Origin of the sequence: Pseudomonas luteola NBRC 103146 (genome assembly GCF_002091675.1) — a bacterium.
GTDB lineage: Bacteria > Pseudomonadota > Gammaproteobacteria > Pseudomonadales > Pseudomonadaceae > Chryseomonas > Chryseomonas luteola.
In genome coordinates, this window is sequence record NZ_BDAE01000004.1 from 65,690 (window position 1) to 84,604 (window position 18,915).

The 18,915-nt window shown below is 54.6% G+C and carries 22 protein-coding genes and 1 tRNA gene; 3 read left to right on the forward strand and 20 right to left on the reverse strand.

From position 1 onward, the window contains the following. Positions 1 to 5: 5 nt before the first annotated feature. From PLU01S_RS06995 to dapA, 3 genes are read right to left on the reverse strand one after another with little or no spacing between them, the layout of a single operon-like run. Positions 6 to 764, reverse strand: coding sequence for an MBL fold metallo-hydrolase (locus tag PLU01S_RS06995; protein ID WP_074824542.1), 759 nt, complete (start codon positions 762 to 764; stop codon positions 6 to 8). Then, complete coding sequence (gene bamC, locus PLU01S_RS07000; protein ID WP_074824546.1) at positions 703 to 1,884, reverse strand: outer membrane protein assembly factor BamC; 1,182 nt, start codon at positions 1,882 to 1,884, stop codon at positions 703 to 705. The genes PLU01S_RS06995 and bamC overlap by 62 nt, the downstream gene beginning before the upstream one ends. 14 nt (positions 1,885 to 1,898) lie before the next feature. Beyond that, on the reverse strand, positions 1,899 to 2,777 hold the full coding sequence (dapA, locus tag PLU01S_RS07005) for a 4-hydroxy-tetrahydrodipicolinate synthase (RefSeq protein WP_010795168.1): 879 nt from the start codon (positions 2,775 to 2,777) through the stop codon (positions 1,899 to 1,901). A gap of 153 nt (positions 2,778 to 2,930) precedes the next feature. Between dapA and PLU01S_RS07010 the strand changes: the two genes are divergently transcribed. Next, complete coding sequence (locus PLU01S_RS07010) at positions 2,931 to 3,491, forward strand: glycine cleavage system transcriptional repressor (RefSeq protein WP_010795170.1); 561 nt, start codon at positions 2,931 to 2,933, stop codon at positions 3,489 to 3,491. A gap of 27 nt (positions 3,492 to 3,518) precedes the next feature. Beyond that, positions 3,519 to 3,989 carry a peroxiredoxin gene (locus tag PLU01S_RS07015; RefSeq protein WP_010795171.1) on the forward strand — a complete coding sequence of 157 codons (471 nt, stop codon included), beginning with the start codon at positions 3,519 to 3,521 and terminating at the stop codon, positions 3,987 to 3,989. A gap of 31 nt (positions 3,990 to 4,020) precedes the next feature. On the opposite strand, the gene PLU01S_RS07020 is transcribed toward PLU01S_RS07015, so the two are convergent. Next, on the reverse strand, positions 4,021 to 4,272 hold the full coding sequence (locus tag PLU01S_RS07020) for a sulfurtransferase TusA family protein (RefSeq protein WP_074824548.1): 252 nt from the start codon (positions 4,270 to 4,272) through the stop codon (positions 4,021 to 4,023). Positions 4,273 to 4,376: 104 nt separating this feature from the next. On the opposite strand from PLU01S_RS07020, the gene PLU01S_RS07025 reads away from it, so the two are divergent. Then, positions 4,377 to 5,810 (forward strand): M48 family metalloprotease, encoded by a 1,434-nt coding sequence (locus PLU01S_RS07025; RefSeq protein WP_010795173.1) that lies wholly within the window; start codon positions 4,377 to 4,379, stop codon positions 5,808 to 5,810. Positions 5,811 to 5,835: 25 nt separating this feature from the next. On the opposite strand, the gene nadA is transcribed toward PLU01S_RS07025, so the two are convergent. The 16 genes from nadA to aspS form a co-directional block, all read right to left on the reverse strand. After that, positions 5,836 to 6,894, reverse strand: coding sequence for a quinolinate synthase NadA (gene nadA / locus PLU01S_RS07030; RefSeq protein WP_010795174.1), 1,059 nt, complete (start codon positions 6,892 to 6,894; stop codon positions 5,836 to 5,838). A gap of 84 nt (positions 6,895 to 6,978) precedes the next feature. Then, a tRNA-Lys gene (locus tag PLU01S_RS07035) sits at positions 6,979 to 7,054 on the reverse strand. 60 nt (positions 7,055 to 7,114) lie between these two features. Further along, entirely contained in the window at positions 7,115 to 7,789 is a 675-nt protein-coding gene (gene queC, locus PLU01S_RS07040; protein WP_074824550.1) for a 7-cyano-7-deazaguanine synthase QueC, read from the reverse strand. 1 nt (position 7,790) lies between these two features. Beyond that, positions 7,791 to 8,441, reverse strand: coding sequence for a 7-carboxy-7-deazaguanine synthase QueE (gene queE, locus PLU01S_RS07045; RefSeq protein WP_074825156.1), 651 nt, complete (start codon positions 8,439 to 8,441; stop codon positions 7,791 to 7,793). Between the two features lie 84 nt (positions 8,442 to 8,525). Further along, positions 8,526 to 9,347: a tol-pal system protein YbgF gene (gene ybgF, locus PLU01S_RS07050; protein WP_074824557.1), complete on the reverse strand. Its 822-nt coding sequence runs from the start codon at positions 9,345 to 9,347 to the stop codon at positions 8,526 to 8,528. Positions 9,348 to 9,352: 5 nt separating this feature from the next. Then, positions 9,353 to 9,868: a peptidoglycan-associated lipoprotein Pal gene (gene pal, locus PLU01S_RS07055; RefSeq protein ID WP_010795178.1), complete on the reverse strand. Its 516-nt coding sequence runs from the start codon at positions 9,866 to 9,868 to the stop codon at positions 9,353 to 9,355. A 54-nt stretch (positions 9,869 to 9,922) separates the two neighbouring features. After that, positions 9,923 to 11,221, reverse strand: a complete 1,299-nt coding sequence (gene tolB, locus PLU01S_RS07060) for a Tol-Pal system beta propeller repeat protein TolB (protein WP_019366311.1) — start codon at positions 11,219 to 11,221, stop codon at positions 9,923 to 9,925. Beyond that, positions 11,218 to 12,327: a cell envelope integrity protein TolA gene (gene tolA, locus PLU01S_RS07065; RefSeq protein ID WP_139208742.1), complete on the reverse strand. Its 1,110-nt coding sequence runs from the start codon at positions 12,325 to 12,327 to the stop codon at positions 11,218 to 11,220. Before tolA ends, tolB begins: the two co-directional genes overlap by 4 nt. Continuing rightward, complete coding sequence (tolR, locus tag PLU01S_RS07070; protein WP_010795181.1) at positions 12,324 to 12,773, reverse strand: protein TolR; 450 nt, start codon at positions 12,771 to 12,773, stop codon at positions 12,324 to 12,326. The genes tolA and tolR overlap by 4 nt, the downstream gene beginning before the upstream one ends. A gap of 12 nt (positions 12,774 to 12,785) precedes the next feature. Continuing rightward, positions 12,786 to 13,478: a protein TolQ gene (gene tolQ, locus PLU01S_RS07075; protein WP_010795182.1), complete on the reverse strand. Its 693-nt coding sequence runs from the start codon at positions 13,476 to 13,478 to the stop codon at positions 12,786 to 12,788. Positions 13,479 to 13,492: 14 nt separating this feature from the next. Beyond that, positions 13,493 to 13,927, reverse strand: a complete 435-nt coding sequence (gene ybgC / locus PLU01S_RS07080; protein ID WP_074824563.1) for a tol-pal system-associated acyl-CoA thioesterase — start codon at positions 13,925 to 13,927, stop codon at positions 13,493 to 13,495. Between the two features lie 51 nt (positions 13,928 to 13,978). Beyond that, positions 13,979 to 15,031, reverse strand: coding sequence for a Holliday junction branch migration DNA helicase RuvB (gene ruvB / locus PLU01S_RS07085; RefSeq protein ID WP_074824567.1), 1,053 nt, complete (start codon positions 15,029 to 15,031; stop codon positions 13,979 to 13,981). 2 nt (positions 15,032 to 15,033) lie between these two features. Beyond that, positions 15,034 to 15,639 (reverse strand): Holliday junction branch migration protein RuvA, encoded by a 606-nt coding sequence (gene ruvA / locus PLU01S_RS07090; protein WP_074824570.1) that lies wholly within the window; start codon positions 15,637 to 15,639, stop codon positions 15,034 to 15,036. An 11-nt stretch (positions 15,640 to 15,650) separates the two neighbouring features. Continuing rightward, complete coding sequence (gene ruvC, locus PLU01S_RS07095) at positions 15,651 to 16,175, reverse strand: crossover junction endodeoxyribonuclease RuvC (RefSeq protein WP_010795186.1); 525 nt, start codon at positions 16,173 to 16,175, stop codon at positions 15,651 to 15,653. Between the two features lie 114 nt (positions 16,176 to 16,289). Then, a complete protein-coding gene (locus PLU01S_RS07100) occupies positions 16,290 to 17,036 on the reverse strand; it encodes a YebC/PmpR family DNA-binding transcriptional regulator (protein WP_010795187.1) in 747 nt (248 codons plus the stop codon). A gap of 58 nt (positions 17,037 to 17,094) precedes the next feature. Continuing rightward, the gene (aspS, locus tag PLU01S_RS07105) at positions 17,095 to 18,870 is read right to left on the reverse strand and encodes an aspartate--tRNA ligase (RefSeq protein WP_074824573.1); all 1,776 of its coding nucleotides are present in this window, start codon (positions 18,868 to 18,870) and stop codon (positions 17,095 to 17,097) included. Positions 18,871 to 18,915 lie beyond the last annotated feature (45 nt).

Genomic DNA, 18,915 nt, shown 5'->3' on the forward strand with positions numbered 1-18,915 from the left:
AAGGCTCAGGCAATGAGCTGCCAACCAAGACCTTCGTGCTGATCGGCGACCTGCAGCCAGTCCGCATCGCACCCCAGGGTGTCGACGAACGTTTGCCGAGCCAGATGCGGCCGATTGTTCTTTTCACTCAGATGCGCCAACACAAGATGCTGCAGGGCATCGCATTGCAAGCGGCAAACCAGCGAGGCCGCCTGCTGATTACTTAAATGACCGTGTGATCCACTGACCCGCGCTTTCAGAAAATAGGGGTACAAACCTTCATCCAGCATCTGCCGGTCGTGGTTCGCCTCGATCACCAGGGCGTCCAGATCACGATAACACTCCAGTACTGTCGTTGTAGCCTCGCCCAGATCGGTAAGCACACCCAAGCGACGCCGGCCATCAAAGAAGACGAACTGTGTCGGATCGTATGCATCATGAGACACAGGAACGCTTTTGATCTCAATGGCTTCTAACTCGAGCGTATCGCCTGCTGCCAGTACCGTTGTAGCAGAAATAGGCTTGCGTAAGCCGCGCACTGTACCCTCGGTCAGATAAACCGGAATCCCATAACGACGCGATAACAGTTCGACCCCATGAACATGGTCGGAATGCTCATGGGTAACGAGAATGGCATCGAGTTGTGTAGGTTCGACGCCCAGGCGAGCCAGGCGTCTTATCGTTTCACGTAGCGGAAAACCGCAATCGATCAGTATGTAGGTGTTATGGCTGTGAACCAGGGTTGAATTCCCCCGACTCCCGCTGCCCAGGACCGCGAAGCGCATATTGCATGCTCGTCTGTAGCTTTTTCAGCACCGTCTCGGCCATATCGGCTGGCGCTACGGTGTTGATGTCTTTATCCAGCGTGACTTGAACAGCATCGCCTACATTGGTCAGACGAACCTGATAACGCTCGGCACGAGCGTTTTCTTCTTCCTTGGAGGGCTCATGACCAAACAGGCGCTTGAAGAACCCAGGTTTGTCCTCGTTGGGCTTGCGTGCACCCTCAGCCAGATTGATGTAGTACACCCCCAAGCTACGGTCCATATCGTCAACGCGTATGTTAGCGCCTTCCAGGGCACGACCGACACTGGACCAGGCACGATCAAAGTCGCTCGTCAGGCTCAGCATCGGGTCGCCATTGCCATCTCTCGTATAGGAGACCCGCTCAGGCGTATCGTAGGAACCAGCAGCCAACAGAGATACTGAACCACCTTGGGTATCGGCACTTGCCAGACTGGTTACCATTTCATTCAGCAGGGCTGCATCGAAGGCCGATGTATCAGAGCGAGAAGACCAGTTCGGCTCACTGCTGCTGCCAGTCTTGCGCATCTGGCTTTGTACAAAGATTTCACTGGTGTTGCTGGAAACCCCTGGCTCGATCCGCACCCGAATACGTGTTTCGGAGCCCGGCTCGATATCACCACCTGTGCTCAAGCTGCGAGCCAACGGTGTCGTCAGGTCGGTCAAAGGTTGCCAGCGTGTCGTGAACTCACCGGTCTGCGGACGTGCCTCACCAATCACGAAGCCATTATCGGTAAAGAACTGATTGGCCACCGGCCAGATCTCGGCAGGCTGCTTTTGAGCGACGATCCAGCGGGCCTTACCATTGCGCTGCAGGCTATAGCTACCCGTATCAGCCTGGACAGCCAGTGCTTGAGGCCGTGGAGCCTCGAACTCTGCAGGATGGTCCTGGGTATCCGCTACGTTAGCGGGAATGGGTAGCAGGGGCTGCAAGGACTTGGCCTGAACATCAGTCGGAACCTGCATCGGAGCCGTTTGACGCGACTCCAGATAATCATTACTGCGATCACGAAAATACCCGTGCTCGCCCCATAGCCAGCCACACCCACTGGTCGTGCTGATTACTACGGCAAGGGTTGTTAGTCCAGCCAGTCGCTTCATGCGTAAATTCTCCATCAGGCCAGCACACCGGACTGACGCATTGCCTGGCGAAGCGGCTCATGACAGCGCGGACTCAACCAGGTCAGAGGAAGACGGATACCCTCAGGCATCATTCCCATTTCATGCAACGCCCACTTGACCGGGATCGGATTGGACTCGATGAACAGGTTCTTGTGCAGAGGCATCAATTTTTCATTAAGCGCACGAGCAGTCTCGGCGTCGCCACGCAGGGCAGCCGCGCAAAGTTCGCTCATGTCACGGGGCGCCACGTTGGCTGTAACAGAGATATTGCCTTTGCCGCCCATCAACATCAGTTCAACAGCCGTGGCATCATCACCGGAGTACAGCATGAAATCGCTGCTCACACGATCCAGAATGTCACGGGCGCGCTGCAAATCGCCTGTCGCTTCCTTGATACCAACGATATTCGGCACTGTCGAAAGCCGTTCTACCGTCTCGGCCAACATGTCACAGGCCGTACGCCCGGGCACATTGTAAAGGATCTGAGGAATCGCTACGGATTCGGCGATATGCCGGAAATGCTGATACAGGCCTTCCTGGGTAGGCTTGTTGTAGTAAGGCGTAACCAGCAGGCAAGCGTCCGCACCTGCATCCTTGGCCGCCTGCGTCAGATCAACCGCCTCACGCGTGGAATTGCCACCCGTCCCTGCAATGACGGGAATACGGCCAGCCACCTGTTTGACTACACGGCGAATGACCTCGGTGTGTTCTTCTACATCCAGAGTGGCGGACTCGCCAGTTGTTCCAACCGCAACGATGGCATTGGTGCCTTCGGTCAGATGAAAATCAACCAGCTTGGTCAGGCTGGACCAGTCCAGATGCCCCTGTGCATCCATGGGCGTGACCAGCGCCACCATACTGCCTGTGATCATGCAACCGCTCCTGCCGAGAAAAGAGAGCCGTAATGGTACTGACGCTACCAGCCTTGCACAAGCCAAGCTCCGGTAAGGCATTCCCCAACAACGCGCTTTTCGCTACCCTTCGGTTTTGGCCGGTCTACCGGTTTCATCATCAGGAAACACTGAATGTCTGCTACACCACCGCCTCGTGAGCAATTTCTAGTTATCAGTGCGCTGGGCTCCAACCCTATGGAGCTAACCAATGTGCTCTATCGCACGTGTTTGGAAAGCCGCTGCGCGGTCGTCAGCAGCCGCCTAAGCCGACACGGCGAATTCAGCGCACTGATCCTTCAAGTGTCCGGCAACTGGGACGGCCTGGCTCGACTGGAGTCCAGTTTACCTGCTCTGGCAAAGCGACAAGGTTTCACGATTGGTGTAACACGTAGCGCAGCGTTGGAAAACCGAGCGCAAGCCCTACCGTACGTCGTTTATGTCAGTGCGGCCTATCGCTCGGATATTCTCAACGAACTCTGCCAGTTCTTTACCGACCATCGCATAGAGGTAGAAAGCCTGGTTTGCGATACCTATCAGGCGCCCCAGACAGGCGGCACCATGCTGACAGCGACCATTACGGTCATTCTGCCAGCCGGTACTCAGATCAGTTGGTTACGGGATCAATTCCTGGACTTTGCGGACGCACTGAACCTTGACGCGCTGATCGAGCCCTGGCGACCTCAGAACCCGTAATCCAGTAAGCTAAGCGAAGAAACGAACATGACAGTTACCGTTGATCAACCCGTTCCCGATTTCATAGCGGCTGCTACTGGCGGAAAGGACCTGTCGCTCGACACGTTCAGGGGTCGGCAGGTTGTATTGTATTTTTATCCCAAAGACAGCACGCCGGGCTGCACAACCCAAGGCCAGGGGTTTCGCGATCATTACGAGGCATTCCAGGCTGCCAATACCGTGATAATCGGTGTCTCCCGCGACGGCATCAAGTCCCATGAAAACTTCAAAGCCAAGCAGGCATTTCCATTCGATCTGATCAGTGACAAATCAGAAGCGCTGTGCACGCTATTTGATGTGATCAAATTGAAGAAGCTGTACGGCAAGGAGTATATGGGAGTCGACCGCAGTACCTTCCTGATCGACAAGGAAGGGATTCTTCGCCGGGAATGGCGTGGGGTAAAGGTCCCGGGACACGTGGAAGACGTTCTAGCAGAGGCCCAGGCTCTGAATAGTTGATTTCCAAGGGAGGCTTCTGCCTCCCTGCACTTCATGCCTTGCGCAACCAATAATGAAATACGTTTTCCTGGGCCTGCTCGCCGATCAATGCATGCCCTGACAACTGGGCAAAGGTCCTGAAATCACGCTGCGAGCCGGCATCCGTTGCCGTGACCTTCAATATCGAGCCAGAGGCCAAGCGGTTCAGTTCCATTTTGGCTTTCAGCAATGGCAGTGGGCAACTTAATCCACTGGCATCCAGCTCCGCATCACACGGCCCTGTATAAGTACTGGATTCATTCATAAGAAAACTCCATAAATCCCAAGGATAACGTTCACAGCCTTTCATCGCTAGGCAGCAGCTGTGGGGACAGATAAAGTAAGGGTTTTGCAGTCATGAGCGCCCCTATGAAATTTTTGCGCCCTGCCCTTCTTGGTCTGTCCTGCCTGATAGCTGTACCCGCTCCCGCAGCCACTGATCTACCGTCGCTAGGGGATGCAAGCTCTTCAGTTGTCTCTCCTGAACAGGAGTTTCAGCTTGGCCGCACCTGGTTGAGTATGCTCAGGGGGCAAGTCACGACATTGACCGACCCACAACTCAAGCAGTTCGTGGAAAGCAGTGTTTATAGACTGGCCGAGACGAGCCAGATTCAAGATCATCGCCTCGTATTCATCCTGATCAAAGACCCACAAATTAACGCATTTGCTGCCCCCGGTGGGGTCGTAGGCGTCAATGGGGGGCTATTCCTGTATGCCCAGACCGAAGCCGAGTATGCAGGCGTCCTCGCGCACGAATTAGCCCACCTGAGCCAGCGGCACTTTGCACGAGGCGTCGAAAATCAGAAGCGCATGCAACTACCGTTGATGGCAGCCATGCTGGCCGGCATTGTGGCCGCTGCTGCTGGCGGTGGTGATGCCGGTATCGCAGCGATTGCCTCTACACAGGCAGCCGCCATACAAAGTCAGCTCCGCTTCTCTCGTCAGAACGAGCAGGAAGCGGACCGGGTAGGCCTGATCAACTTGGCTAAGGCTGGCTATGACCCACGAGGCATGCCCAATATGTTCAGCCGATTGGCTAGGCAATACCGTTACGATCAGCGACCACCCGAGTTTCTCCTTACCCACCCGGTAACAGAGGATCGCGTTGCAGATACTCGTAACCGTGCAGATCAGTATCCCGCAGGAGGACGAGAAGACAGCCTGCAGTATCAACTGATGCGCGCAAGGGTTCAGCTGCTTTTCGAGGAAACTCCAGGCATAGCCGTCAAGCGCTTTCGTGCCATGTTGGATGAAAACCCAAAGTTGGAAGCAGCACGTTACGGCCTTGCTGTTGGCTTGACTCGCCTCGGCCAGCTCAATGAAGCACGCGAAACGCTTAAGCCTTTGCTGGATGCCTCTCCAAACGATGTCACATACAACCTGGCCCAGATCGAGCTCGACATTACCAATAACCGGCTGCCTGACGCACAAAAGCGCGTAGCGAGAATGATGGAAATGTACCCCGATAACTTCGCGGTCAACATGCTACAAGCCGATCTACTGGTTAAGCTCGATAAGCCCAAGGATGCCAGCGCTTTACTGGACAAGGTAATCAAAGCGCGCCCACTGGACCCTGATGTATGGTACCGGGCTGCAGAGGTGCGCGGCCAAGCGGGTCAGCTGATAGAGGTCCATCAGGCCCGTGCCGAATACTTTGCCCTGACAGGTGATTATGATCAGGCCATACAGCAGCTGGGATTTGCAAAACAGCGTGCTTCAAATAATTTTCAGTTAGCGGCGCGGATAGATGCACGTCAGCAGGAAATAATTACGCAAAAGCGAACTGCTGAAGAAATTATGTGATAGGAAACAGGACAGGAAACGCCCATCAGGCGTTTCCTGTCTGCCTTAATCTTGCTGCCTGGGTAAAGTCCAGCATGCGCTTGAGTGGTTTTACTGCCCTAGGTATCAGGGAAGGATCAACCAGAACCTCACCGCTACCCTCCTGCAAACAGGCCAGCGTACGCTCCAAGGTATTCATGGCCATCCAAGGGCAATGCGCACAACTACGACAAGCAGCACCATTACCCGCCGTAGGCGCCTCAATGAATACTTTGTCAGGACACAACTGCTGCATTTTGTAAAAAATGCCTTTATCCGTTGCGACAATAAACGTCGAGTTGGGCATCGTCTGTGCAGCCTTGATCATTTGACTGGTTGAACCAACCATGTCTGCCAGCTCGATCACAGCCTCAGGAGATTCGGGATGCACCAGAACCGCAGCATCAGGATAGAGCGATTTGATATCAGTCAGCTGAGAAGACTTGAACTCCTCATGAACGATGCAGGCGCCATCCCAAAGCAGCATATCGGCACCTGTTTCCCGCTGAATGTAGCGGCCTAGATGACGGTCCGGTGCCCAAAGAATAGGTTCGCCGTTATCCATCAGGTGCTCAACGATATCCAGGGCACAGCCAGAGGTTACAACCCAATCTGCCCTGGCTTTTACGGCAGCTGAAGTATTGGCATAAACTACTACCGTCCGCTCGGGATGCTTATCGCAGAACGCAGCGAACTCCTGAGCTCCGCACCCGATATCCAGCGAACAAGTAGCCTCCAGCGTAGGCATGAGCACTCGCTTCTCGGGATTGAGAATCTTGGCAGTTTCTCCCATGAAACGCACCCCTGCCACCACGACGGTAGAGGCCTTATGCTGGTTACCAAAGCGTGCCATTTCGAGCGAGTCTGCCACGCACCCGCCCGTTTCCTCGGCAAGCGCTTGCAGAATGGGATCGGTGTAGTAATGCGCAAGTAGAACAGCGTCACGCGCCTTGAGCTCAGCCGCAATGGCATGGCTAAAATGCTCTGTTTCAGCTGCACTTAAAATTTTAGGCTGCTTAGCCGCGAGATGGGCTTGAACCAGAAGTCGTTCCGAGATTTGCGACATGCTCGCTACACCCAAACGCTAAAGGGACAGAAGGAGTGTATCGCCAGGAAGCGGCGACCTAAGGAAACAACAAGGGGAGGAAAATGGTGGGTCGTGTAGGATTCGAACCTACGACCAATTGGTTAAAAGCCAACTGCTCTACCGACTGAGCTAACGACCCCGAAAGCGAGTGCTATAATAATGATTTCTTCTGGATAATCAATACCCTAGCGCAAGTTTTTTAAAAATATCGCGTTGGGTCTTCAAGGTGTGCCGCACGGAATCCTTCCGCACGCAAGCGGCAACTGTCACATCGCCCACAGGCACGCCCTTCGTCGTCAGCCTTGTAGCAGGAGACGGTTAGGGAGTAGTCCACCCCATTCGCGACGCCCCACTGGATAATCTCAGCCTTCGACATGAACTGGAGCGGTGCTATGATTTTAAAGCCATTGCCCTCAACGCCCGCCTTGGTGGCAAGATTAGCCATACGCTCAAAGGACTCAACAAATTCAGGGCGGCAATCTGGATAGCCTGAGTAATCCACCGCATTAACACCAATAAAGATATGCTGAGCCTCGAGCACCTCAGCCCAACCCAAGGCAAGCGAAAGAAAAACGGTATTACGGGCAGGTACATAGGTGACAGGAATACCCTCGGTAGGTGCTTCCGGCACATCGATAGTGCTATCGGTCAACGCCGAGCCGCCAATACCATTCAGGTTCAGACCGATCACTTTGTGTTCGACCACACCCAACTGAGTTGCCACACGTTCAGCGGCCTTGAGCTCGGCTCTATGACGTTGCCCATAATCAAAGCTCATGGTGTAGCAGGCAAAGCCCTCAGCCCGAGCCATGGCGACAACCGTGGCAGAATCCAGACCACCAGACAGCAAGATAACGGCTTTTTTCTGGTTCATATCAATGTCCTGGCTCGTCATTCCAAAGAATTTTATGCAGCTGCAACTGAAAGCGTACCGGCAGATTGTCTTCTACAATCCACTCAGCCAACTGACGCGGGGTAACCTGCTGATGGCTAGGGGAAAACAACACCTCATCCACCCGCTCATCAAGGCGATACTGAATCAGCTTAAACACAGCCCACTCGTAATCTTCACGTGAGCAAATTACGAACTTCACCTGATCGTTTGGCGTAAGATGATCAATGTTGTCGTACAGATTGCGAGAGACTTCAGCAGAGCCGGGCGTCTTCAGATCGACGACCTTGACGACTCGCCGATCTACAGGCGCGACGTCGAGCGCACCACTGGTTTCAAGTGACACCTCATAGCCAGCGTCACATAGGCGCTCTAGCAGGGGTAAGCAGTTTGGCTGGGCAAGCGGCTCGCCTCCTGTTACACACACATAGCGAGGCTTATACTGAGCGACACGCTCAACGATTTCGTCCAGCGACATGATCTGGCCGCCGCTGAAGGCATAAGCCGTATCGCAATATTGGCAACGCAAGGGACAGCCTGTAAGGCGCACGAAAACAGTTGGCAAGCCAGCTGTTCGTGTTTCCCCCTGCAGCGAGTAGAAAATCTCGGTAATACGCAGAGTGTTTTGTTGCATGTAGGCCACGGGCGTGACAGCGATACAGGCCGTCCGCCTCCGTTGCGAAAAAAGGGAGGCGAATTCTAACGAAAAAACCTGCCGTTAGGGCAGGTTTTTGAGATCACGCTGGGCTAATTGTGCGGCAGACGATCCAGGATACTGCGCAATGACCTGTTGGTACATTGCTTTAGCCTTGTCTCGATTTCCAAGCCGCTGCTCAACACCAGCCAGCTTGTAAAGAGAGTCTGGAACCTTGGGATGATTTGGGTAAGCCTGACTTACGCGTGCAAACGCCTGTCCTGCGGCTTGTAAATCCCCGGAAGCCATATTGACTTCGCCTAACCAATATTGGGCATTTCCCGCATACTGGCTATTGGGATACTTACGCAGAAACGCTGTAAAGGCTTGGCTTGCCTTGGCAAAATCCTTTGCCTTGATCAGATCAAAGGCCGCATCGTAATACAGCTTTTCCTTTGCGGGATCACCAGGCTCGCTGTTGGCCTGAGAAGCTGGCGGAACAGGTGCGGCGTTCGCATTGATAGCCCCTGCAGACGAACCAGCATCATTACCACCAGTGGCATTCGCTGGCGCTCCAGAAGAAGCACTTGCAGAAATTCGGCGATCAAGGTCCTGGTAACGTTCCAGTCCTTGCTGTTTTAGCTGATTGATTTCATTTTGCTGCTCTTCAACCTGACCACGCAGGCGCGCTATATCATCCTGCATCTGCTGCAATTGCATGAAGAGCTGCCCCTGTGCAGAGACAGGGGCGCTAGCGCCCCCATCCCCTGCATAGGCAGCGCCTTGGGTGCTATAGCCGGGAGTAGAACCGCTCCCACCATATCCCCCTTCCTGAACCGGTACCTGTGCCCATACAACGGAAGTGCACAGAGCCAACGATGTCAGTACAAACAGGCGCTTCGGCATAGATCTTACTTCTTCAGCTCAACGCGACGGTTCTGAGCCCAGGACTGCTCGTCATGACCGATAGCAGCAGGACGCTCTTTACCATAGGAAACGAGTTCCAGCTGAGCCGGAGAAACGCCCTGCAGTACGAGGTAACGCTGAACAGCCTTGGCACGACGCTCGCCCAGAGCCAGGTTGTACTCACGAGTACCGCGCTCGTCAGTATGGCCTTCCAGTACAACACGCTGACCACTAGTTTTCAGGTCACGAGCATGAACGTCCAGAGCGCGCATGGCTTCCGGCTTCAGATCGGAGCTGTCGTATTCGAAATAGAATGTAGTGATAGCACGCAGAGCGGCTTCGTCGCTCATGCTGCCATCAACGGCACCGGCGTTAGCGCCATAGCCTGCGTTTGGATCGACAGCACCGGCGCCAGCGCCAGCACCTTCACCAGAAGCATCACCACCCTTGGAAGAACAACCTACTGCAACGGCCATGGCCAAAGCCAGAGCAGCGAACTTGCCGAATTTCAGCATTTCCATCGTTAACTCCTAAAGAACCGCAAAGTGTTTTGTATAGAACAGATTATATTGCCGTCAGTTCAGGTAAGGGGACCAAGAAGGCTCGCGAACATCGCCTTGGGTGGTGGGTAGCGTAATACGCACACGTCCGTTGATGGATACAAGCATCAGTACGCCTCGGTCCTGCTGGCGGGACGCGTAGATTACCATGGTGCCATTTGGCGCAACAGTAGGCGAATCGTTAAGACTGGTGTTGGAGAGCACCCGGACGCTGCCACGCTGAAGATCCTGGGCACCAATCTGGAAGTTGGTGAAACCTTCCTGACGATGCACCATTACCAGCGTTTTTTCATCGGCAGATAGTTTAGGGTTCGCATTGTAGTTGCCTACGAATGTAACGCGCTCTGCCCCACCGCCGCTAACATTGGTTTTATAGATCTGTGGTTTTCCGGAACGGTCTGAAGTGAAATAGATAGTCTGCCCATCACGCCCCCAGAACGGCTCGGTATCAATCGCAGAGTCGTTGGTAACGCGACGAATCTGACGCGAATTCAGGTCCATCACATAAATCTCAGGGTTTCCATCGCGCGACAGCACGAACGCCAGGCGGTTACCGTCCGGAGAAAAAGCCGGAGCGCCATTCAATCCTTCGAAATTGGTGAGCTGCTCACGACGACCTGTATCTACGTACTGCAGAAAGATACGTGGACGCTGCTGTTCAAAGGAAACATAGGCGATACGCTTGCCATCAGGAGCAAAACGAGGCGACAGGATTGGTTCACGAGACTGTAGGAGTGTCACGGAACGAGCACCGTCATAGTCTGCACGCTGCAGGGTATAACGAGTGTTGTTCTGGGAAAAACGCTCGGCAGTGACGTACAGGAGCTTCGTAGAGAACGCGCCCTTGATACCGGTCAGCTTTTCGAATGACTGATCGGAAATATAGTGAGCCATGTCGCGCAGCTGATCAGTACCCCCGCCTACGCTACCCGTCATGACCTGCTGCTGTGTAGCGATGTTAAACAGTGCATATTGGATTTGCAGACGACCACCACTGGGCACGATATTGCCGATCAGCACATAGCTGACCCCTAGTGCCTGCCAATCCTTGTAGGACACTTCGCTTGCCTGAGTCGGCAGGCTAAGCATGTTCTGCCGGTCGATGGGAGCAAAAGAGCCGGAATTACGCAGATCGTTACCAATGATATTGGCCATATCATCAGGCAGTGGTTGACCACCCTGCCAGCCAAAAGGCACGACTGCAATCGGGATGGCTTTGTCATTGCCACTGGATACCACCAGGGGGTCGGCAGCATGGGCAGCGCCTACCAGGAACATGAATCCCAGCAGAACGATACGAATCAGGTTATTCACAGACTCAAATCCTCCGGTTTGAAGATAATGCGACGCTTGCGATAAAGCTGGTCGAACGTCGCGCGATCAAGCTGTTGCATTTCAGGTATGCGTCCTACGTTGCGCACGGCAGCCACTGCCGAGCTATCGAAAGCAGAATCACCGCTAGACCGGGTCACACTGGCATTGGTTACCGTTCCGTCAGGTAGCATTTCAATTTGCACTTCCACACTCATACCGTTGCGGGCAGATGGCGGGCGGCGCCATTGCTCACTGACCAGACGCACGATAAGGTCATCAAAGTTCGACGCTACCTCATCGCCTACCTCATCAGCCATTGCCTGCTGTCGCTGCGTGTCATCGGAAAGAAGCTCAGCCAACGCCTGTGCTTTCTTATCCTCTGCTGCCTTGCGTGCGGCAGCCTGAGCTGCCTTTTTCTTGGCGTCCTCAGCAGCTTTGGCTTTCGCCTGCTCGGCCGCTTTTTTCTTGGCCTCTTCAGCTGCTTTCTTTTTAGCTTCTTCAGCGGCTGCTTTTTTCTCTGCCGCTTCAGCCGCTTTTTTCTTGGCCTCTTCAGCTGCTTTCTTCTTAGCTTCTTCAGCGGCTGCCTTTTTCTGAGCAGCCTCCTCAGCCTGTTTTTTTGCCAATTCAGATTTGCGCTGCTGCTCTGCGGCGGCTTTTTCCTGCGCTGCCTTTTCAGCCTTTGCTGCGGCCTCAGCTTTTGCCGCTTCGGCCTTGGCTTCAGCGGCTTTCTGGGCAGCTTCTACCTGCTGCGCCTTTCGAGCGTCCTCAGCTTTCTTTTGTTCCGCAGCTTTGGCGGCTGCCGCCGCCGCAGCAGCGGCCTGGGCCTGCTGCTCTGCTTTCTTCTGCTCCATCTGCTCGACTTCATACTGGCGAGAAGACGTTTTTTTGGCCTCTCCAGCCAGCTTCTGCTCTGTCTGCACCTGAGCAGGGCTTTTGGATTTCAACTGGACCAGAGTCGCCTGAACAATTGGCTTGGACTGTGGCAGCTCCGGTGCCATTGCCCAGCTCACAAACAGAGCAGCAAAAATGACAACATGGAGAGCCACAGCCCAAACGATAGGCCAGAAATAGCTCTCTGAAGGAGAACGCTCACGGTCTTGCATCAAGGCGCCTCGGTGATCAACCCGACATTGGGTACACCTGCCTGCTGCAGGCCGCCCATGGCTGCTGCCACTATCCCATAGTTAACAGCCTTGTCACCCCGGATGAAAACCTGGGTATCAGGTCTTGCACGCATGATCTTGGTAACCTGCTCCGTCAACTGAGGCAGGGCAACAGCGCTGGCACTGTCACGCTGCTGGTCCGTCTCGACTTCCTTACCTGTATTCCAGTAGTAAGTACCGTCCGCCTTGATAGAAATAGTCAGGATCTGCTTGTTGTTATCCTGCGGCATGGGCTGGCTGTCCGCATTAGGCAAGTCGACCTTGACCCCTTGATTAATCATTGGCGCAGTTACCATGAAAATGACCAGCAGTACCAGCATCACATCGATGTAAGGTACGACGTTCATTTCGGCAACCGGCTTACGCTTATGTCTACCCCTGGAGGACATGGTTGATACCTATTACTCGTCGCTGGTGTGGACTTTGCGATGCAGGATGGACTGGAACTCATCAGCAAAGGTGTAATAACGTCCGATCAGTGTCTCTGAGCGCGCAGCAAACCGGTTGTACGCCACTACGGCCGGAATCGCTGCAAACAAACCGATAGCGGTTGCAATCAATGCTTCTGCAATACCAGGCGCAACGGTAGCCAGCGTAGCCTGCTGTACCGTAGCCAGACCGCGGAACGAGTTCATGATGCCCCATACGGTACCGAACAGACCTACATACGGACTGGTGGAGCCGACGGTAGCCAGGAACGGCAGGCTTTGCTCAAGCTTCTCTTCTTCGCGAGAAATGGCGACCCGCATGGCACGCTGTACGCCTTCCATCACCGCGTCAGGGTCTACCCCCGCCTGCTGACGCAGCCTGGAAAACTCTTTGAAGCCAGCACGGAAGATCTGCTCGACACCTGAATCGGGGTCAGGATTGCTGCCTGCCTGACGGTAAAGCTTGGACAGGTCGATACCCGACCAGAAACGCTCCTCGAAAGTCTCCAGTGCACGTTTGGCTGCACGGATGGCATTGGCACGCTGGATAATCATGACCCATGATGTTACCGAAGCCGCTACCAGCGTCAGCATGACCAGCTGAACTACCAGGCTGGCATTGCTCACAAGGCTCCACATGGAGGAATGGTCGACAGTTGGTTCCACGCTAAATCTCCTGCTTAAATTGAGTCCGAATCGCTCGCGAATACTGTTCGCATGGCCTCAGGAATGGCCCTGGGCCTGAAGTTGTCTGAACGTACACACGCAACCGTCACATACCCTTCGCATAACAGAACACCATCGTCTCGCCGAGTCACCTGCTGATGAAAGCGCAGGCTGGCCCGGTTCAGTTCAATAACCCGAGCGCTGACCTCCAACTCGTTATCCAACCGAGCCGGTGCATGGTAACGTGCCTCACATGAATGCACGACAAATAGGATGTTTTCTTCCGCCAGGCGAGATTGAACAAAGCCTAACGCCCGCAACCGTTCGGTACGAGCACGTTCCATGAATTTGAGATAGTTGACGTAGTAGACGATGCCTCCTGCGTCGGTGTCTTCGTAATACACTCGACACCGCAGCGAATACGGCTGAGTCACATGTTGCGCGCGCATACTCTAGAACCAAGCCTTCAATTTGCCAATCAGAAATACTTGCAGTTGCAATTAATTATTATCTTCCTCAAAAAGATCAGGCACGGTTCCTGGCCCCATACGCTTGGGCACGTTCAAACCAAAGTGAAGATAAGCATGGCGGGTTACCATCCGACCCCTTGGCGTACGCATGATATAGCCCTGCTGAATCAAATACGGTTCCAAGACATCTTCAATGGTGTGACGCTCCTCACTGATTGCAGCAGCCAGGCTATCTACCCCTACCGGCCCGCCGTCGAACTTGTCGATGAGCGTCAGTAGAAGTCTTCGGTCCAGGTGATCAAAGCCGCGTGCATCCACATCCAGCAGATCCAGAGCCTGGCTTGCAATCGTATGACTGATTCGTCCCTGCCCTCTCACCTCTGCAAAATCGCGTACACGTCTTAACAACCGGTTCGCAATACGGGGAGTACCGCGGGCACGGCGAGCGATTTCCACAGCGCCTTCGGCCTCAATTGTCAGATTCAGGATTTTGGCAGAACGCGTAACGATGCTGGCAAGGTCCTCTACGCTATAAAACTCAAGCCGCTGAATAATTCCGAATCGGTCCCTTAATGGGTTCGTCAGCATTCCGGCACGCGTAGTGGCGCCTACCAATGTAAACGGTGGCAAATCCAGCTTGATTGATCGCGCGGCAGGGCCTTCTCCGATCATAATATCGAGCTGATAGTCCTCCATCGCTGGATAGAGGACCTCTTCTACAACCGGCGAAAGGCGATGGATTTCGTCTACGAAAAGAACGTCTCCAGCCTCGAGACTGGTCAGCAGAGCAGCAAGATCTCCTGGCCGCTCAATTACCGGCCCAGATGTGCTTTTGATGGCAACACCCATTTCCTCGGCAATGATATTGGCGAGCGTGGTTTTGCCTAGCCCTGGCGGCCCGAAAATAAGCGTATGGTCTAGCGCCTCGCCCCGCCCCTTTGCCGCCTGGATGAAAAGACTCATCTGCTCGCGCACGACCGGCTGGCCAATGTACTCGGCCAGTCTCAGAGGACGGATAGCACGATCTTGCTGCTCTTCACGATCTCGGCCCGCGGCAGAAATCAAACGATCCGGTTCAATCATGGTTACACCATGCCTTTTAGGGCACGACGAATAAGGTCTTCACTACTGAGGCCTTCTTCAGCGATGGCAGATACTGCACGACTGGCTTCCTGCGGCTTGAATCCGAGCGACACTAACGCACTGACTGCATCAGTTTCAGCTGTTACGACAGGCTTGCCGGCAGCCGTTTCCATCATGAGCGGTGCGATAGACGGAAGGCTTTCCCATGCCTTGAAGCGATCCTTGAGCTCGACCAGCAGACGTTCAGCCGTCTTTTTGCCGACGCCGGGAATCTTAACCAGCGCAGACGCATCCTGGGCCTGTACGCAGCGCACCAGCTCGTCCACCTCAAAGCCAGACATCAGCGCCAGTGCCAGCTTTGGCCCTACTCCATTCAAGCGAATCAACTCACGGAAGAGTTCTCGCTCGCGCTTTTCAAAAAAGCCGTAAAGCAGATGAGCATCCTCACGCACGACCAGATGCGTATGCAAGGTAACTGGCTCACCCAACGACGGAAGGCGATACAACGTTGTCATGGGGACTTCCAGCTCGTAGCCCACGCCATTGACATCGATGATTACATGCGGCGGCTGTTTTTCAGCCAGAGAACCGCGGAGACGTCCAATCACAGAAATACCTATTAAAGACGCAGGCGACCACCGCGCCGGCGAGCCCCTAGAAGCCCATGAGGGGTCAGACTTTGCCGCGTATGCGCATGACAAATAGCAATCCCGAGGGCGTCGGAAGCATCTATCTGGGGCTTCTCCTTTAGTTTCAACAAGTGCATGACCATCATCATGACCTGTTGCTTATCGGCAGCACCTGAGCCCACGATGGCTTGTTTGACCTGGGTAGCTGTGTATTCAGCTATTTCAAGCCCCGCTTCGGCACAGGCCACAATGGCTGCACCTCGAGCTTGTCCCAGCTTTAAAGCAGAATCGGCATTGCGCGCCATGAATACCTGTTCAATGCCCATGGTGACTGGCTCATAAAGCCCAATGACTTCCCGCACCCCTCTGTAGACGATTTGCAAACGCTCATACAAAGGGCCATTACCCGTACGAATACAGCCAGAGGCTACGTATTCGCACCCTTTACCCGTGTCCCGGATTACGCCGAATCCAGTGATTCGCGAACCAGGGTCAATGCCTAGTACCAGGGTCATCTCTATATCCTTCCCAGACCAGGCGGGAGAAAGGTGACTGCTTTAAGGAGGCTTGTACCTTTCCAGTAGCAGCCACCCCTGTTGCGCGCTGACACTATAGGGGTATCAGGCCCTTTAGCCTAGCTGCGCCATGACATCATCTGGAATTTCCGCATTGGAGTACACATTCTGGACATCATCCAGATCCTCCAGCATATCGATAAGCTTGAGCACTTTCTGGGCCGTATCCAGATCCAGCGGCGTTGTAGTAGACGGAATCATGGAAATCTCGGCAGCTTCGGATTTGAAGCCAGCTTCCGTCAATGCCTCGTTTACGGCAATAAAGTCGCTAAATGAGGTAAAGACGTCAACAGACCCATCATCATTGGTGACTACATCATCAGCACCTGCTTCAAGCGCCGCTTCCATGAGTGCATCTTCGTCAACGCCCGGTGCAAAGCTGATCTGTCCCTTGCGCTCGAACATGTACGCTACCGAGCCATCAGTACCCAGGTTACCGCCGCACTTGCTAAAGGCATGACGCACCTCAGCGGCCGTACGGTTGCGGTTATCCGTCATGGCCTCTACGATCAAGGCGACACCACTCGGGGCATAGCCCTCATAGGTCAGCTCTTCAACGTTATCCCCTTCGTTGGCGCCCGCCCCTCGTGCAATGGCGCGATCGATGGTGTCACGTGTCATATTGGCAGTAAGCGCCTTATCCACTGCCAGGCGAAGACGCGGGTTATCCGCCGGAACGCCACCACCCTGACGGGCAGCTACGGTCAGCTCACGGATGATCTTGGTAAAGATCTTACCCTTCTTGGCGTCCTGTCGCTCTTTGCGGTGCTTAATGTTGGCCCATTTGGAATGACCCGCCATAACGAACTCCAAATCACTTTTTGACAAAGGGCAGCCTTGCGGCTGCCCGGTTGATCAATTACTCAGCTTTTGGCTGCTCACGCAAACGAATGTGCAGCTCGCGCAACGCCTTGGCATCCACTGCGCCAGGTGCCTGAGTCATGACATCGGCAGCGCTCTGGGTTTTCGGGAAGGCAATAACTTCACGAATAGACTGCGCGCCGGTCATCAGCATTACCAGACGATCCAGGCCGAAGGCCAAACCACCATGCGGTGGCGCGCCAAACTTGAGTGCGTCGAGCAGGAAGCCGAACTTCTCTTCCTGTTCCGCCGCGTCAATGCCTAGCAAGCGGAACACGGCCTGCTGCATTTCCTTGCGGTGGATACGGATGGAACCACCACCCAGCTCGGTGCCGTTGAGGACCATGTCATAGGCGCGAGACAATGCATTCGCCGGATTCGCCTCGAGCTCTTCCGGTGTGCACTTAGGCGATGTGAAGGGGTGATGCAGCGCAGAGAAACTGCCATCATCATTTTCTTCGAACATCGGGAAGTCAACGACCCAGAGCGGCGCCCACTCACAGGTCAGCAGGTTCAGATCGTGCCCCAGCTTGATACGCAGACCGCCCAACGCATCACTGACGATCTTGGCCTTGTCTGCGCCAAAGAAGACGATATCGCCGTCTACCGCACCCACGCGATCAAGGATAGCGTTGAGGTTCGGCTCAGCAATGTTTTTGACGATAGGTGACTGCAAGCCTTCAGCACCCTGGGCGCGGTTGTTGACCTTGATATAGGCCAGGCCCTTAGCGCCAAAGATACCCACATACTTGGTGTAATCATCGATCTGCTTACGGGGCATGCTGGCACCACCCGGCACGCGCAGTGCAGTTACACGGCACTTGGGATCGTTAGCCGGGCCGGCAAACACCTTGAAATCGACATCCTTGAGCAGATCAGCTACATCCACCAGCTCCAGCGGAATGCGCAGGTCCGGCTTGTCTGAACCATAACGGCGCATGGCCTCCTCGAAGGTCATGTGCGGGAACTCGCCGAACTCCAGATCCAGCACTTCCTTGAACAAGGAACGGATCATGCCCTCGGTGATACCCATGATGTCTTTCTCATCGAGGAAGCTGGTCTCGATGTCGATCTGGGTAAATTCGGGCTGACGGTCTGCACGCAGGTCTTCGTCGCGGAAGCACTTGGCAATTTGGTAATAGCGATCAAAGCCCGCCACCATCAACAGCTGCTTGAACAGCTGGGGTGACTGCGGCAGAGCAAAAAAGCTGCCAGGATGGGTACGGCTAGGCACCAGATAGTCACGAGCGCCTTCGGGTGTCGCACGGGTCAGGATAGGCGTTTCCACATCCATGAAGCCCTGCTCGTCCAGATAACGGCGAATGCTGGAAGTTATGCGCGAACGCAGCTTGAGCTTGGCAGCCATCTCGGGGCGGCGCAGATCAATGAAACGGTAGCGCAGGCGTGTTTCTTCACCCACATCGGAATATTCGTCCAGCGGGAACGGCGGCGTCTCGGCCTGGTTCAGCACTTCAAGATCATAACCCAGCACCTCGATAGCCCCTGAGGCCATATTCGGGTTGACCGCACCCGCAGGACGCAAACGGACCTTACCCGTTACCTTGACGACATATTCACTGCGTACACGGTCGGCCTTGGCAAACGTCTCTGCCCGATCCGGGTCGAACACGACCTGAGCGAGGCCTTCACGGTCGCGTATATCCAGGAAGATAACACCTCCATGGTCGCGACGGCGGTGAACCCAGCCGCAAAGGGTGATTTCCTGGCCGTCCAGGCTCTCGTTCAATTGGCCGCAATAATGGCTGCGCATCATGGTTGTGTTTCGCTTCTCTTGAGTCCGGAATTAAGAGATGGGGAG